The organism is Paraburkholderia sp. 22099 (assembly GCF_052045835.1).
GTDB classification, from domain to species: domain Bacteria; phylum Pseudomonadota; class Gammaproteobacteria; order Burkholderiales; family Burkholderiaceae; genus Paraburkholderia; species Paraburkholderia terricola.
In genome coordinates this window covers 1-15236 of the sequence record NZ_JBQEPU010000035.1, presented here as the reverse complement: position 1 = coordinate 15236, position 15236 = coordinate 1, and the positions used below count along the sequence as shown (strand labels likewise).

The 15236-nt window shown below is 63.5% G+C and carries 15 protein-coding genes and 1 pseudogene; 4 read left to right on the top strand and 12 right to left on the bottom strand.

The window, feature by feature from the left end:
• Window positions 1–31: 31 nt before the first annotated feature.
• The 3 genes from ACTJLC_RS26510 to aroQ are packed head-to-tail and all read right to left on the bottom strand — an operon-like array spanning window position 32 to window position 2825.
• Window positions 32–1399 (bottom strand): MFS transporter, encoded by a 1368-nt coding sequence (locus tag ACTJLC_RS26510; protein WP_310135274.1) that lies wholly within the window; start codon window positions 1397–1399, stop codon window positions 32–34.
• A gap of 59 nt (window positions 1400–1458) precedes the next feature.
• The gene (locus tag ACTJLC_RS26505; RefSeq protein WP_310135273.1) at window positions 1459–2373 is read right to left on the bottom strand and encodes a shikimate dehydrogenase; all 915 of its coding nucleotides are present in this window, start codon (window positions 2371–2373) and stop codon (window positions 1459–1461) included.
• Window positions 2370–2825: a type II 3-dehydroquinate dehydratase gene (aroQ, locus tag ACTJLC_RS26500; RefSeq protein WP_073432065.1), complete on the bottom strand. Its 456-nt coding sequence runs from the start codon at window positions 2823–2825 to the stop codon at window positions 2370–2372. Before aroQ ends, ACTJLC_RS26505 begins: the two co-directional genes overlap by 4 nt.
• 323 nt (window positions 2826–3148) lie before the next feature.
• On the opposite strand from aroQ, the gene ACTJLC_RS26495 reads away from it, so the two are divergent.
• The 3 genes from ACTJLC_RS26495 to ACTJLC_RS26485 all read left to right on the top strand — a co-directional run bounded on the left by ACTJLC_RS26495 (window position 3149) and on the right by ACTJLC_RS26485 (window position 5972).
• Window positions 3149–5032 (top strand): bifunctional sugar phosphate isomerase/epimerase/4-hydroxyphenylpyruvate dioxygenase family protein, encoded by a 1884-nt coding sequence (locus ACTJLC_RS26495; RefSeq protein WP_310135272.1) that lies wholly within the window; start codon window positions 3149–3151, stop codon window positions 5030–5032.
• Window positions 5033–5218: 186 nt separating this feature from the next.
• A complete protein-coding gene (locus ACTJLC_RS26490; protein ID WP_073432063.1) occupies window positions 5219–5551 on the top strand; it encodes a hypothetical protein in 333 nt (110 codons plus the stop codon).
• A gap of 163 nt (window positions 5552–5714) precedes the next feature.
• Window positions 5715–5972 (top strand): hypothetical protein, encoded by a 258-nt coding sequence (locus tag ACTJLC_RS26485; protein WP_114163718.1) that lies wholly within the window; start codon window positions 5715–5717, stop codon window positions 5970–5972.
• 16 nt (window positions 5973–5988) lie between these two features.
• Here ACTJLC_RS26485 and ACTJLC_RS26480 read toward each other — a convergent pair whose 3' ends face one another.
• The 6 genes from ACTJLC_RS26480 to ACTJLC_RS26455 form a co-directional block, all read right to left on the bottom strand.
• Entirely contained in the window at window positions 5989–6318 is a 330-nt protein-coding gene (locus ACTJLC_RS26480; RefSeq protein WP_073432061.1) for a hypothetical protein, read from the bottom strand.
• Window positions 6319–6328: 10 nt separating this feature from the next.
• A complete protein-coding gene (locus ACTJLC_RS26475) occupies window positions 6329–7096 on the bottom strand; it encodes an AraC family transcriptional regulator (RefSeq protein ID WP_073432060.1) in 768 nt (255 codons plus the stop codon).
• A 191-nt stretch (window positions 7097–7287) separates the two neighbouring features.
• Window positions 7288–8568 carry an FAD-dependent oxidoreductase gene (locus ACTJLC_RS26470; protein WP_310135271.1) on the bottom strand — a complete coding sequence of 427 codons (1281 nt, stop codon included), beginning with the start codon at window positions 8566–8568 and terminating at the stop codon, window positions 7288–7290.
• Entirely contained in the window at window positions 8565–8840 is a 276-nt protein-coding gene (locus ACTJLC_RS26465; RefSeq protein ID WP_310135270.1) for a (2Fe-2S)-binding protein, read from the bottom strand. The genes ACTJLC_RS26470 and ACTJLC_RS26465 overlap by 4 nt, the downstream gene beginning before the upstream one ends.
• Window positions 8833–9963: an NAD(P)/FAD-dependent oxidoreductase gene (locus ACTJLC_RS26460; protein ID WP_310135269.1), complete on the bottom strand. Its 1131-nt coding sequence runs from the start codon at window positions 9961–9963 to the stop codon at window positions 8833–8835. The genes ACTJLC_RS26465 and ACTJLC_RS26460 overlap by 8 nt, the downstream gene beginning before the upstream one ends.
• A complete protein-coding gene (locus tag ACTJLC_RS26455) occupies window positions 9960–10916 on the bottom strand; it encodes a 4-hydroxyproline epimerase (protein WP_310135268.1) in 957 nt (318 codons plus the stop codon). Before ACTJLC_RS26455 ends, ACTJLC_RS26460 begins: the two co-directional genes overlap by 4 nt.
• A 349-nt stretch (window positions 10917–11265) precedes the next feature.
• Between ACTJLC_RS26455 and ACTJLC_RS26450 the strand changes: the two genes are divergently transcribed.
• Window positions 11266–12171: a dihydrodipicolinate synthase family protein gene (locus ACTJLC_RS26450; protein ID WP_310125523.1), complete on the top strand. Its 906-nt coding sequence runs from the start codon at window positions 11266–11268 to the stop codon at window positions 12169–12171.
• A 114-nt stretch (window positions 12172–12285) separates the two neighbouring features.
• Here ACTJLC_RS26450 and ACTJLC_RS26445 read toward each other — a convergent pair.
• The 3 genes and pseudogenes from ACTJLC_RS26445 to ACTJLC_RS26435 form a co-directional block, all read right to left on the bottom strand.
• Window positions 12286–12612: pseudogene (locus ACTJLC_RS26445) on the bottom strand (winged helix-turn-helix domain-containing protein); the annotation flags it as partial.
• A 972-nt stretch (window positions 12613–13584) separates the two neighbouring features.
• Complete coding sequence (locus tag ACTJLC_RS26440) at window positions 13585–13869, bottom strand: DUF3303 domain-containing protein (RefSeq protein WP_083086389.1); 285 nt, start codon at window positions 13867–13869, stop codon at window positions 13585–13587.
• Window positions 13870–14446: 577 nt separating this feature from the next.
• Window positions 14447–15142 (bottom strand): PQQ-dependent sugar dehydrogenase, encoded by a 696-nt coding sequence (locus ACTJLC_RS26435; RefSeq protein ID WP_440845712.1) that lies wholly within the window; start codon window positions 15140–15142, stop codon window positions 14447–14449.
• Between the last annotated feature and the right edge of the window lie 94 nt (window positions 15143–15236).

Genomic DNA, 15236 nt, shown 5'->3' with positions numbered 1-15236 from the left:
GATCCGTCTGGTTGCGATCGAGTCGAATCGCTCAATGCACCAGCACGATCCGCTTGATGTCGCCGACGATGAAGATATACGACAGCGCGCCGATCAAGGCGATCACACCGATGAACACCAGCGCGCCGACGAACGAGCCGGTCGCCGCCACGATGAAACCCACCACCAGCGGCGTTATGATGCCGGCCAGATTCGCCGCGAAGTTGAAGATGCCGCCGGTCACGCCGAGCAGGCCGTCGGGCGCGATGTCCGACACCAGGGTCCAGCCCAGGGCGGCCATGCCTTGCGCGAAAAACGCCACCGACAGAATCGCGATCACCGCCACGTTGCTCTCGACGTAGTTGGCGAGAATGATCGTCGACGCGAGCAGCAGGCCGGCGATGATCGGCAGCTTGCGCGCCACGTTCGCCGACTTGCCGCGACGCAGCAGCCAGTCGGAGAACAGACCGCCGAACATCACGCCGATCGACGCCGCAATGAACGGCATGATCGCGAAGAAGCCGATCTTCAGCCACGCCATATGACGTTCGGTGGCGAGATACGTGGGAAACCAGGTGAGGAAGAACACCAGCGTCGAATTGCCGGCGAACTGGCCGAGGCAGATGCCCGTCAGTTGACGGTGCTTGAGCAGGCGCCCAATCGTGCGCCATTCGAAGCCGGTCTTCGCTGCGGGCTCAGCGCCCGAAGCAGCCGCTTCTTTTTTCCGGTGCGTGAGACCGCCGCCCGCTTCGATATAGTCCAACTCCGCCTGATTCGCCGACGGATGATCGCGCGGCTCGCGATAGAACATCCACCAGATGCCGCCGAACACGATGCCGGCGCCGCCCACCACCAGAAACAGCGAGCGCCAGCCGAACGCGCCCATCAGCATGAACAGGAACGGGCTGAAGAAGGCGAGGCCGATATATTCGCCGACCGTGTAGGTGCCGGTCGCCATCGCGCGCTCGCTTTGCGGAAACCACGCGGCCACCACGCGGCTATTGGTCGGAAAACACGGCGCCTCGGACACGCCGAGACCCAGCCGGAACGCGAACAGCCCGCCCACGCCGTTCACGAGTCCTTGCGCGAGCGTGCACAGCGACCACAGTGTCATCGAGAGGAAATACGTGAGCTTGCTGCCGAAGCGGTCGAGAAACAGGCCGCCCGGAATCTGCGAGGCCACGTAGCTCCACGAGAACACAGAGAACAGCAGGCCCATCAGCGCGGCGTTGATGCCGAGTTCCTTGGTCAACTGCGGCGCCGCGATGCCGAGCACCGTGCGGTCGAGATAATTGATCATCGTGCCGACCGCGAGCAGCGCGAGAATCTGATAGCGGGCTTTCGAGCGGCGCGGGGTGCTCACGGCGGCGTCCGTCTGGAGCGTGGCATTAGCGGAACTGGATTGTGTTGGTTGTGACATGTATGTCCGTCTCCTCGATCTGGCATCGATCCGTTATGTACCGGCGCTTGCGCCGCCGGCTAGCGTTGCAACAGCGACTGAAAGTGGGTGTACACGCGCTCGGCGTCCGGTTCGAGACCCGTGAAAATGCGCATTGCGTCGACCGCCTGATACACCGCCATACCGCCGCCGCTCAGCGTGCGGCAGCCGAGCGCTTCGGCCGCCTGCAACAGCGCGGTGCGAATCGGGAAATAGACGATGTCGGCCACCCACAACTCGCGGTGCAGCAATTCGACCGGCAAGGGCAAGCCGGGCAGCTTCGCCATGCCGGTGGGCGTGGCGTGAATCAGGCCGTTGGCGGCGGCGAGCGACTCGGCGAGCGAACTGCCGGCGCTGACCATCGCGCCGGGGAAGCGCTGCTGCAATTCCGCGGCGAGCGACGCGGCGCGCGCGGCGTCCACGTCGAACAGCGCGAGGGCTCGCGCGCCCATCGTCAGCGCGGCGTGGGCGACCGCCGCCCCGGCGCCGCCCGCACCCAGTTGCACGACGCGTTCGAGCGATACGTCCGGCAAGCCGCGCTGAAACGCACGCGCGAAACCGGACCAATCGGTGTTGTGGCCGATGCGCTTGCCGTCCTTGAACAGCACGGTGTTGACCGCGCCCAACGCGCGCGCGTCGTCCGACAGTTCGTCGAGCAGCGGGATCACCGCTTGCTTGCAGGGGTACGTGATGTTCAGACCGTCGAAGCCCATGCGTTCGGCGGCAACCAGCAGACCGGGCAGCGCCGCGACATCGAGCTTCAACGCTTCGAGATCGATTCGCCGATAAATGTAGTTCAGGCCGAGCTTGCCGCCCTCTTCCTCGTGCATCGCGGGGCTCAGCGATCCGCCGATGCCCGAGCCGATCAGGCCGACCAGATAAGAATTCGGGTTGGCCTTTGAATTTGCGAGTGCGTTTGCTTGGGCGTTCGCTTGGGTGTTCGCTTGTGTGTTCATTTAGCCGCCCTATTCTTAAGGATGGTCGCCATCCGTTCCAGGGCGAGCACGTAGCCTTGCGTGCCGCAGCCGACGATGACCGCCTCCGCCACCGCCGACACATACGAATGGTGGCGGAAGGCTTCACGTCGATGCACGTTTGAAATATGCACTTCGATGACCGGCTTTTCGATCGCGCTGAGGGCGTCGGCGATGGCGACCGAGGTGTGGGTGTAAGCCGCCGGATTGATCACGATGCCGTCGACCTTCGTGCGCGCCGCGTGCAGCCAGTCGATCAGTTGATGCTCGGCATTCGACTGGCAAAAGTCGATCGATAGATCGAGGCGCGCGCCGGCTTCGCTGCATAGTTTCGCGACGTCGTCGAGCGTTTCCGAGCCGTAGATGGCCGGCTCGCGCGTGCCCAGCAGATTGAGGTTCGGTCCGTTGAGAACCAGTACCGATGCAAAGCTCATGACAGCTACTCCTGCGAAGTAAGACTTGAAGCGAACCACGGCACTCGCGGCGGTTCTACGACGTGAACGAAGTGTGCGCGCATTGTCCGTCGCCGTCATTCGGGGTTTGTACGAATTTGTACCATCTAGTTAGTTTGTATAAACTGGCGAAAATTCCGGCTATTGCGGATAGGTTTAGCCCATGGTTTTCAAAGATTGGGTAACTAGCTGGACCAATTTTGCGCATTCCAGCACGCGGCTCGCGACGCATGCCGCGGCGCGGCGCACCGGCCGCCGCCCGCAGTTCTTCAACCGCCGTTCCATTGTTTTTGCAGGAGCCGTTCATGCAACGTTCGATTGCCACCGTGTCGATCAGCGGAACCCTCGTCGAGAAGCTGAACGCGATCCACGCGGCGGGCTTCGAGGGTGTCGAAATCTTCGAAAACGATCTGCTGTATTTCGACGGTTCTCCTGCCGACGTGCGGCGCATCGCCGAGGATCTCGGGCTGAAAATCATGCTGTTCCAGCCGTTCCGCGATTTCGATGGCGTGAGCCCCGAACGTCTCGCGCGCAATCTCGATCGCGCGAAACGCAAGTTTGACGTGATGCACGAACTGGGCACGGACCGCATTCTGGTGTGCAGTAACGTGTCGCCCGACACCATCGGCGACGATTCGCTGATGATCGATCAGTTGGGCGCGCTGGCCCGCGCGGCCGAGGCGGCCGGCGTGGTCGCCGGATACGAGGCGCTCGCGTGGGGCAAACACGTGAAAACCTACCGCCATGCGTGGAAGCTCGTGAACGCGGTGAACCATCCGAATCTTGGGCTCGTGCTCGACAGCTTTCACACGCTGTCGTTGAACGATACCGTGGACGGCATCGCCGACATCCCAGGCGAGCGCATCGCCTTCGTGCAGATCGCCGACGCGCCGAAGCTCGCGATGGACGTACTCGAATGGAGCCGCCATTACCGCTGCTTTCCCGGCCAGGGCGATTTCGACGTGGCCGGCTTCACCGCGCAAGTCGTGAAAACGGGCTACAAGGGGCCGCTTTCGCTGGAGATTTTCAACGACGGCTTTCGCGCCGCGCCCACCACCATTACCGCGGCGGACGGCCATCGCTCGCTGCTGTTTCTCGAGGAGCAGACCCGCGCGCTACTCGAAGCCACACAGCAGCCGGTCGGCGATCTCTATCGATCGCCCGCGGCGCCCGCGCACGTCGGCTATCAGTTTCTCGAGTTCGCGGTCGACCGCACCACGCGCGCGCAACTCGTCGACTGGCTCGGCAAACTTCGCTTTCGCCAGGCCGGTCAGCATCGCTCGAAAGAGGTGACGCTGTATCAGCACGGCGCGGCGTCGATCGTGCTGAACGCCGAGCCCGATTCGTTCGCCAACGCGTTTTTTCAGCAGCACGGCTTGTCGCTCTGCGCATCGGCGTTTCGCGTGGACGACGCCCGCCAGGCATTCGAGCGCGCCGCCGGTTTCGGCTACGCGCCGTTCTCCGGCCAGATCGGCCCGAACGAACGCGTGCTGCCCGCCGTGCAGGCGCCCGACAGCAGCCTGAACTATTTCGTCGACGAAAGGCCGGAACAGCCCACGTTGTTCGAAGCCGATTTCGTTCTGACCGACGTCAACGGTCCTACCGAAGTAGGGCCGCTCACCCGAATCGATCACGTCTGCCTGTCGGTGCCGGCGAATTCGCTCGATACGTGGGTGCTATTTCTGCGAACCGCGCTAGGCTTCCAGGCCGAGCCGGGCGTGCTGGTGCCCGACCCATACGGCCTCGTGCGCAGCCGCGCGCTGCGCAGCCGTGACGGTTCGGTGCGCATCGTGCTGAACGCTTCGGTGGATCACCATACGGCGGTGGCCGAAGCGTTGCACACCTATCACGGCTCCGGCCTGAACCATGTCGCGTTCAGCACCGGCGACATTTTCAGCGCGATTCCCGAGTTCGTCGCCGATGGCTTGCCGGTGCTGCGCATTCCGCGCAATTACTACGACGATCTCGCGGCCCGCTACGCGCTGCCGGACGAGACGCTGGAGGCAATGCGGGCGCACAACATCCTGTACGACCGCGACGAGCGCGGCGGCGAGTTTTTCCACGCTTACACGGAACAACTGGATCAACGCTTCTTCATGGAAATCGTCGAGCGGCGCGGCGGCTACGACGGCTATGGCGCGGCCAACGCGGCCGTGCGGCTTGCTGCTCAGGCGCAGCGCCGCAAGTAGGGGGTCGGCACAGGCACCGCGAGCGGGTCGAGCGGGGGCAAAGGGCGGAGCGGGCACATCCCGTGCGGCATTGGCGGGAACCGTCGCATCGCATCGATATAATGCGTTGTTTCGCGGCCGGAGCCGCGGGCCGCGCCCGTACCGGCGTTGCACGTACCGTCAGCCGAATCAAATGCCAGGAGAGATATGAAGAAGTTTGCCGTAGTGCTGTCCATTCCCCTGCTTCTGAACGCTTGTGCCTATTTCCAGAAGAACCCGGACGCCGGCGAGCCCGTGACGGACACCACCACGCAGCGCTCGGTCAACGACGTGGTCGCCTGTTTGACGCAGCTCGCCACGAGCCACAACGCCGCGTTCAAGTCCACGGCAATCCCGCAAGGCCAGATGCTCGACTTCGGCGATTCGAATATCGTCAAGGTGCGCAGCGACAATGGCGCGACCACTTACCGTTTCTATGCGGGCAAGCGCCACGTCAACAATCTCTGGATCGAAACAGCGGGCAAAACCTGCGCGCCGTAAGGCCCGTGAAGGGTCATCGAGGGTAAACGCAGTAGCGGTGACAATCGGTAACGCGTTCTCGTGCCATCTTCGTGTCACGGTGTTACAGGACAATGGTCGCTTAAGAATCGTTTAAGACTTCGTCCGCATCATCCACCCGACACTAATTCGCACGAGGTGCGCCATGAACCCCGATCAAGAGACGAACGACGCACCGGCGCCGGCCAGGCGGCCCACGATTCTGCGCCGCCTGTTGAGCCACCACGAACTGGCGACCTTGCTGTTGTTGCTGCACGCGCCGATCGATGCATCCGCGAAACCCGAGATTCCGCAGCTTCATGAGGCCGGCCTGATCGAAACGATCTCCAGCGACGCCGGCGCCTCGCATATTCGTTTGACGCCCGAAGGCAACGCCGTGCTGCGCGGCCTCGGCGTGAAGTAACGCAACGTCGGCCGGCTTATGCCTGCCACACGCCGTACCCCGCCTCCCGCAAGCTGATCGCCAACTCCACTTCCATATCCTGCGCGCCGCGGTAAGGCATTGGATTGAACACGTCGTACAACTCAGGCACGAGGCGCAAGCCGTAATCGCGCACATAGCGATTGGCCTGAATCCCGGCCTTGTGCCGGTCGAATCGCAGATCCGGGTCCAGTCCCGTCATCCCCACATACACGCAAGGCCTGTCGAACCGGTAGTCCGGATTCGCGCGGCGAAAGCGCGCCTCGTTCCAGACCGTGTCGTCGAGCGCGACGACGTATACGTAATAGTGATGCTTGCGACGGACCATGTGCGACGGCTCAGTTCCGCGAGGTTCCGTGCAGCAGCATCCGGTATTCGGTCGGCGTGACGCCGACGGTCGCCTTGAATTGCCGTGTGAAGGCGCTGTGGTCGGTGTAGCCGCAAAGCGCGGCGACGTCGGTCACCTTGTCGTGCGAGACCAGCAGCGCCGTGGCGGCGTCGAGGCGTGTCTTGAGCAGCACCTGGCGCGGCGTCAGATGAAACACCTTGTGGAAGTAGCGCTCCAGTTGCGCGACCGACATGTCAGCCATCGCCGCGAGTTGCTTCAGGTTCAACGGCTGCACGTAGTTTTCCTGGATCGACTGCACCACCGCTGCGAGCCGGCTATACGCGGGGTGGCTGCTTTCGTCCGCTTTCAGGTCGCGCGAAATGCCGGCGAGACCAACCACTTTCCCCGAAGGATCGCGCAACGGCTGCTTGCAGGTCAGGCACCAGCCCGGCTGGCGGCCCGGATACAGGTGCAATTCCAGTTGATCGATCATCTGGTTGCCGACGTTGATGACCGCCTTGTCCTGCGCCGTGTAGATGCGGCCGAAGCGGCGCGGAAAAACGTCTTCGGCGGTCTTGCCGAGCAGCGCTGTCTTTTCCTTGAAGCCGCAGCGCGAGGCCAACGTGCGGTTGACCAGCGCATAGCGCGCCTCGACGTCCTTGACGAAGAACACGACGTCCGGCATCGCGTCGAACACGGGCTCGAGCAGCGTGAAGTGCGACAACATGCCGGACAGCGTTGCGTCGTCCGGTTCGAGCGGATGAGCCAGCAAGTTCATCGTGCGGATTCCGTGGTCGATGTACGGGCGTTGGACGGTATGGTTTCGCGTTGGGTTATGCGGGTGATCGGCGGCGCGTGTGCCCGGCGTCGGTTCCCGGGCAGTCGCTGCGCCGTAGCCTTTCGCGTCTGCGGACGATTATAGGGCCGTGCTGCTGCCGGCAATATCCAGAGGATATCCGCAGACCGATGTCACTCAGCCAACGGCGGTTCTTCGCTCGCCGCCATCAACGTGCCGATTCGCGCCGGACTGAACGGCGGCCGCGGCGCGGCGGCCTGCCAGCCGAAGTACAAGCTCGCCGCCGCGCCGCAGATTCTGCCCTGACAGGCGCCCATTCCGCAACGCGTATGCAGCTTGGCGTCGCGCCAGTCGGGATAGGCGCGCACTTCGCCGAGGCTGACGTCTTCGCAGCGGCAAAGCAGCGTGGCGTCGGCGGGCGTTACAAGCGCGGCGTCGCGCAACGCAAAGGCCGTTTCGACCCGGCGGCCGAAGCGGCGCCAGCGCGCTCGTTGCGCATGCAGCACGGCACGGCTCGCGGCAGAGCCGCTTGCCGACAGTCCCGCGAGTTCGCCTTCGACGGCCGCCAGTTCCGCGCCGCCGATACCTGTGCACTCGCCCGCCGCCAATACACCATCGACCGAGCTCCGCTGCTCGCCGTCGACGACGATCTCGCCCGCTTCGTTGATCGCGCAGCCGAGCGCGTGCGCGAGCGTGACGTTCGGCACGAGTCCATAGCCGCATGCAACGCGGTCGCAAGCGAGCGTCACGTTCCGCTCGCCGCGCCGGATTGTCACGCGCTCGACGCAGCCTTCGCCGTGCGCCTCCTGCACGATGCTGCTAGTCCAGTAACGCAGTCCTGCAAAACCGCGCGTCATGCCAACGGCCTGGCGCAGCTTCGCCGGCTCGCTGATCAACGAGGCGCCGAAGCGCGCAACCTCGAACGCCGACGCCTGTTCGACCACCGCCACCACGCGCGCCCCAGCCGCGCGCGCGGTGGCGAGCGCGGCGATCAGCAACGGACCGCTGCCGGCAATCACGATCCGTTCGCCGTGCACCGGCATGCCGCCTTTGATGAGCGCCTGCAGCGCGCCGGCACCGGTCACGCCGGGCAAAGTCCAGCCCGCGAACGGCAAAAGCCGCTCGCGCGCGCCAGTCGCGAGAATCAGGCGCTCGTACCTGATGCCAACGCCGCCGTGCCCGGCCGATTCCAGCAGCAAGCCGTGCGCGCCCAATGGCGCGATCACGCGAGTCGACGAAAAATACGTGACGTTGCTTCGCTGATTCAAGTCAGCAAGCAGTCTTTGCAACGGTGCTTGCGGTGACTGGCCCGGACCTTGTCTCCAGATCTGGCCGCCGGCGCGCGGGTTGTCGTCGAGCAGCGCGACGGTAACGCCCTCGCGCGCCGCCGCATGCGCCGCGTTCAATCCGGCCGGACCGGCGCCGACCACGACGATATCGAAGTGCTGCGTCATCGCGCGTTCATCATATGAGGGACGCTGACGACCTGGCCTTCGCGGCACAGCGTCTGACAGGCCAGCGCATGCGTTCCACCGTCGATCGTCACGCGGCACTCCTGGCACACGCCCATGCCGCACAGCGCGGCGCGCGGCTCGCCGTCGACCGAAATCCGCGTGCCTTTCACGCCCGCGAGAACGAGCGCGGCGGCCACGGTCGTGCCGGTTTCGACTTCGATGCTTCGGTTGTCGATCGTCACGCGAATGCGCTTCGCGCCGGGGCTAATCATGAGCCACCACCTTGCACGCAAAACGGGCCGGCAAATAAGGCTCGACGGGAATCGGCGCGGCGCTCGCCGTGATCTGCGCGGCGAGCAGTCTCGCGGTGGCGAGCGCAGTGGTCACACCCAGGCCCTCGTGGCCGACGGCGAGCCAGACGCCTGGCGCGAAATCGCCGGCCGGGCCGATCAACGGCAGGCCATCCGGCGACGCCGCGCGAAAGCCCGTCCAGGCGCGAACTCCATTGAGCGTCGGCAAGACCGGCAGATAGCGCGCGGCACGTTGCAGCATCCGCGCGAGTATGGGCATCTCGACGGCGGGATCGGTGGTGTCGAACTGACGCGACGAGCCGATCAGCAATTGCCCCGTGGGCCGCGGTTGCGCATTGAACGCCACCGAGGTGCCGGCCGCATGATGCGCGCTCTTGATGTAGCCGAGTTCCAGCAACTGATGACGGATCAGCGAGGGATAGCGATCGGTGATCAGCAGATGACCCTTCTTCGGCTGCAACGGCAACGGCTGCACCAATTGCCGTGCGCCCAGGCCGCTAGCGACGATCACGTGCGCGGCGCCGATGCGTTCGCCGTCTTGCAGCGTCACGCCATCCGCGCGGACCGCCGTAACCGGCGTGCGCAACCGCAAGCGGATCTTCGCCGCTGCGGGAGACTGCGTCAGCAGCCACTCGGCGACGGTGGGCGCATACACGATGCTGTCGTGCTCGACGCGCAAACCGCCCGCCATCGACGCCGCCAAGGCGGGCTCGCACGCGCGCAACGCGGATGCGTCGAGCAGTTGCGCACCGATGCCCTGCGCCTCGAACGCGGCATGCATGGCGCGGGCGGCTTGCCATTCTTCGTCGTCGGCTGCGACCCAGAGCGTGCCGCAGCGCGCGAACGCGTCGCGCGTGCGCAACCGCGGCGCGAGTTGCAGCCACAAGTCCCGCGAGTAACGGCTGAGCGCGAATTCCGCCGGCGAATCGTTCATCACGACGATGTGGCCCATGCCCGCCGCCGTCGCGCCGCCGCCGATGCCATGCGCGTCGAGCACGTCGACCCGCATGCCTAGCGCGGCCAGCTCCGCCGCGCAGGCCGCGCCGACGATGCCGGCTCCGACGATCAGCGCATCCGCTGTCATACCGTGGGAATGCCCCACGCGAACGGGTCGCGCTCATCGAAGCAGAGACGCCCTTCGGCCATGATGTGCGCGTGGCCGGTAATGGTGGGGATCACCGCAACGCCGTCGCCTGCGTGACGATAGCTGGCCTCGAACACGCTGCCGATAACGCTCTCCTGACGCCACACCGCGCCTTCGGCGAGTTTGCCGTCGGCGGCGAGACAGGCGACTTTCGCGCTCGTGCCGGTGCCGCACGGCGAGCGGTCGTACGCGTTGCCGGGGCAAAGCACGAAGCTGCGGCTGTCGATGCCGTCACGCGAACCGGGTGCGAAGAGTTCGATGTGGTCGATCAAGGCGCCGTCCGCGCCGGTGACGTGTTGCGCGATCAGCGCATCGCGAATTGCGGAACTGAAGACGGTCAACTCGGCGATATGCGACGCTTGCAGCACATGCCCATGTTCGGCGACGAGAAAAAACCAGTTGCCGCCCCAGCCGATGTCGCCGCTCAATACGCCATGACCCGGCACGTCCACCTGCACGGCTTGCCGGTAGCGATAAGCCGGCACGTTGCGCACGGCGACGCTGCCGTCCTCGTTGAGCGTCGCCTCGACGAGGCCGACCGGCGTCTCGATCCGATGACGTCCTGGCCCGATCCGCCCCATGTGCGCGAGCGAAACAACGAGACCGATCGTGCCGTGCCCGCACATGCCGAGATAGCCGACGTTGTTGAAGAAGATCACGCCGGCCGCGCAGGTGGGGTCGTCCGGTTCGCACAGCAGCGCGCCCACCACCACGTCCGAGCCGCGCGGCTCGGTGACGACGCCGGCGCGCCAGCCATCGAAGCGGGTGCGGAATACGTCCAGACGTTGCGCCAGCGTGCCGCCGCCGAGATCGGGGCCGCCCGACACCACGAGGCGGGTCGGTTCACCGCCGGTGTGCGAGTCGATGAAGTCCAAGGTTTTCATGACGCCCATGGTAGGAATGCCGGGCGTTCGCGTCTTGGTGCGCTTACGCGCGGATTGTGACGATTTTGGCACAGTCCGGCCGGTGGCTTACGGGCAGGTTACTTCGTCGAAACGGATCATGGACCGTGCCGGCGCCACGAGCGGTGAGCGAGACCTGAAGCGCATCGCATGTCGCTGGCAACGCCTCTTCGAAGGAGACCGCCTTTTATCCCGCAATATGCGAAACGGCTTGAACAAGCGCGGGTGCAGGCATATCGTCTATGCCGAAATCGTCATTCACAGCGCGCGAATCGCGCAAGACGGCGGGATTTTCCCTGCTTACACTGCGCCTCGACACATCACACTCAGGAGAGCAGTCGTGGCGCATATCTGGGAAGGCGTATGGCCCGCGGTCACCACCAAGTTTCACGCGGATTTCAGCATAGACCGCGCGTGGACAGCGAAGAACATCGAGGCGCAGATCGACGCGGGTGTGGACGGCATCATCGTATGCGGATCGCTCGGCGAAGCGTCGACGCTCTCGCTCGACGAAAAGCTGCAGGTGCTCGACATCGCCGTCGAGGCCTCGCAAGGCCGCGTGCCGGTGTTATTGACGATCGCCGAAAACAGCACGCTCGACGCCTGCCGCCAGGCCGAAGCCGGCGGCCGTCGCGGCGCGGCCGGTTTCATGGTGTTGCCGGGGCTGCGCTATTTGTCGGACCGGCGCGAGACGCTGAATCATTTCCGCAGCGTCGCCGATGCAAGCGCGTTGCCGCTGATGGTCTACAACAATCCGCTCGCCTACGGCGTCGACATGACGCCCGAGATGTTCGCGGAGATCGCCGACGAACAGAAGATCGTCGCGATCAAGGAATCCTGCGGCGACGTGCGGCGCGTGACCGATCTGATCAACGCGGTGGGCGACCGCTTCGCGATTCTGTGCGGCGTCGACAATCTCGCGATGGAAGCGATGCTGATGGGCGCGCACGGCTGGGTGGCCGGACTCGTATGCGCGTTTCCGCACGAGACGGTGACGATCTACAGATTGCTGAAGGCGGGACGCCTTGAAGAAGCGCGAGCGATCTATCGCTGGTTCGCACCCTTGCTCGCACTCGACGTGTCGCCGAAGCTCGTGCAGAACATCAAGCTGGCCGAGACGATCGTCGGATTGGGAACAGAGCCGGTGCGCCCGCCGCGTCTGCCGTTGGCAGGCGACGAGCGCAAGGCGGTGGAAACGTTGATTCGCAACGCGATTGAAACGCGGCCGGCGCTGCCGCGAATTTGAATCACGTTTGATTTTTGCCGAACCGGCCGCTAGCAATCGCTGGCGGCGGCTGTACGCGGTGGTGCGATGGATGCGGCGGGCACCGCCTCATTCACCTTCGATGCGGAGGCGAATTCAGGCGACCCGCTTTTGCTCGTCGGCGGATTCATCTTGCCGCAGATGCAGCAGGCGATAGCCGCTTTTATAAACCGGTTGCAGCCGGAACTCGTTTTGCGGCTCGATTTCGAGCAACAGACGCAGCCGCGAGACGTGGCTGTCGATTGTGCGCGTGAACTCGCGGAACTCACGGCCCCACACCATCGCGAAGATGTGATCGCGCGACATCACACGGCCGATGTTGGAGAAGAACAGCGACGCCAGCCGGTATTGCGTGCCGGAGAGTTGCACCGGCTGGCCACGCACCATGACGACTTGACGGTGCGTGTCGAAATGATACAGCCCCCGCACCGCCAATTTGCGACTAGAAATCATTGGTTTATGGTGGATTTTTGGATCGAAATTCACAGCAAAAACAGCATGACGCGTCCAAGTAAAATCAATCACTTACGGAGAGTTATGAACATGCCCGCCAAGGGTTGGCAGCTCTCCGCTCCCATGTAGGTGCGCGTCGCAAACGTCATGCAACCAACGTACGAGTCGACATCGATAGTCCAGTCGCCAGCCATCCGTGAAGAGCATTGCAAGCGAGCCAGAGTCGCAAAGCGCTGAAACCTTGAGAAAGTCCGGGGCGATAGTCGCTGAAGCTTGGCCGAGCTCGGACCGCGCCAACCATGCCCCGTGCGCGCCGTTGGAATCCGTCCACATGCGGGCGGACTCGACGAGATGGTCCGTACGCAGCCATTCTCCCGTCCGGGCATGCGCCGCGAGCTGAGCAACAACCAGATAGCAAAGGAGCTCGGCTCGCGCATCGCGATCGAGATTGGTGTCTTCAGCCACGCAGGCCTCCCAGAATCGATTCCACGATGGTGCCAGATGTAACGCTGCGATGAGCACCCCATGCAGCGACCCAAACCGCTATGTGATCTAGAAGATGCTTGCGCGTGTCTTTTTGTCTTCGAGGGTAGGCGCGCGATTTCGCGGCTCAGATCAACCGCCGTTCCAAGCGATATGTCCAGTACTTGATCCGCTCCATTTCAGACAGATATTCTTTCAGATCAATCACCTATTTTTAGAGTTCCGGTGCATGGCACCTCCACGGCACCGCTGCCCCTTGCCGCGGATTGCGATGACTCATGCGACGACCGGCAGTGACCGGCCCAGTTTGAGCCGTTCAAACCATCATTTTGGCCGTCCGCTTCATGTCCTGATCCAGTCCGTCAGGCGTTTTGTGCGGGGTGAGCGACGCGGGGAGTCGAGCAGCACGATTCTCCGACGCGCCGTGTTGCCGGCTTGCCTCTTTTCCTTGTCCGCGTCCTATTTCGACGCCGCCTGATGAGCCGCGAGCACGGCACCCAGTTCTTCGTCGGACATCGCGGGAGCGGAAGTGAACGAGAACAGATCCCCCCATTGAAGTATCCATTCCGCGAGCCCACTAGCATCTGTCGCTTCAACGATGGCAACGCCACTCAATTCACCGATCGCATGCCAGCGTCCCAGCAGCTCGACGTTGTCCGGCGGACGGCCGCCGGTTTTCATGAAGCGCTCGATTGCAAGCTCTTGTGTCGGCGGCAGGCCCTTCCATTGAACAATGAACTTCATTGCAGTCCCCATTCGCAGATTGGCGACGCCGGCTCGTGGCGGGCCGTCGACACCCCACACGCCGCAGCGTCGCGGCGCGTCGACGCCCGGGATCGGGGCTTGGAGTGTTTCCTCATCCACACGATCGGTATGAGGCCACGAGGCGCATAGTTCATCATAGATTGGCCCGCGCAATAGAAACCCTCTGAATACAGCAGCGAATGGCCAACTTTCATAGCAATGCCGCCACATCTACTGCCTGACAATATATAGCAACTACGATTGTCGATTGGGTCTCATTGGCAGTGACACGTTGCGCCAGACGTATAGCGTCGTCGGTGCCAGGCCGTTTGCTCGCCTGAGCAGTTTTCCACTTCTTCGAATGCGGGAGAGCCCGTTTCCGTCGAGAGGCGGGTCGCGGGCCAGTTCCGATCTTTCGTGATGCTGAACCGACGGGCATTCAAACGGCGGCGTCAACCTCTGAAGCCGCCGTTCGTCTGTTTCGGGTCCAATCTCCTAACACGCGGACCAAACGCACAACGCGCGCAAGGCACAGGAATCGTTTAGCACCAGTCAGGCACCACTCAGTTATCGCCGCCTACTTATGCGTAAATCGCCTCACGGTACTGGTAACGAGGTCTACGTAAAAGAGGTTCCCGGCCGGACCGGATTTCAAATCCACCGGTCCTCCCTGCAGGTCCCTTGCAAAGGTCTGTGGCGTATTATTCGGCGGCTGCATTGTCCAGATGCATTTCCGAAGAAGATCGCCAAAGTACAGGGCGTTCCTGAACTCAGGAGGGTAGGTCGTGCTGGTGCCGTCAGTGAATCCAATCGCGGAGATCACACTACCGTTTTGATCAGCCCCACCGCCGGACGGCTTGCCACCGCAGGTCCTTCCCTTGCTGTCTTGGGCCGTAACATAACTCGCGTGAGCGTACGCAAAGAACGGTGCAGTGACGCCGCCAACGCTTCCGCAGTATGCGGTGTTCTGGTAGTCGGGTTGAGGAGCCGCACTGAAGTTGTTGTTAGGGGCCCATCCTTCGAAACACGGCCACCCAAAGTTCTGGCCGGCGACGGTGAAGTGATCGATGGATTCCCAGAGGGTCCAACCCACATTACCGATATACAGTTCATCCGTCATACCGGGCAGTCTGGCGAAGCGGAACGGATTGCGCAGGCCGTTTGTGACAACGGAAACGCTTTGGGTTGTCGCGCCCGGGTTCGTTACCCTGAGAATAACGCCATCGTTGTAGGGCGACACGCTCTGACTCAACTGGTTGCGGGTTTCACTCAAGCGCAAGCGGGATGTGAAGAAGCGATGCGGCGTGGGCGCGCAGGAGCGGTTCGAGGGGTGTGAAAAGATCGAGCATTATGCTATTTTTAGCGAT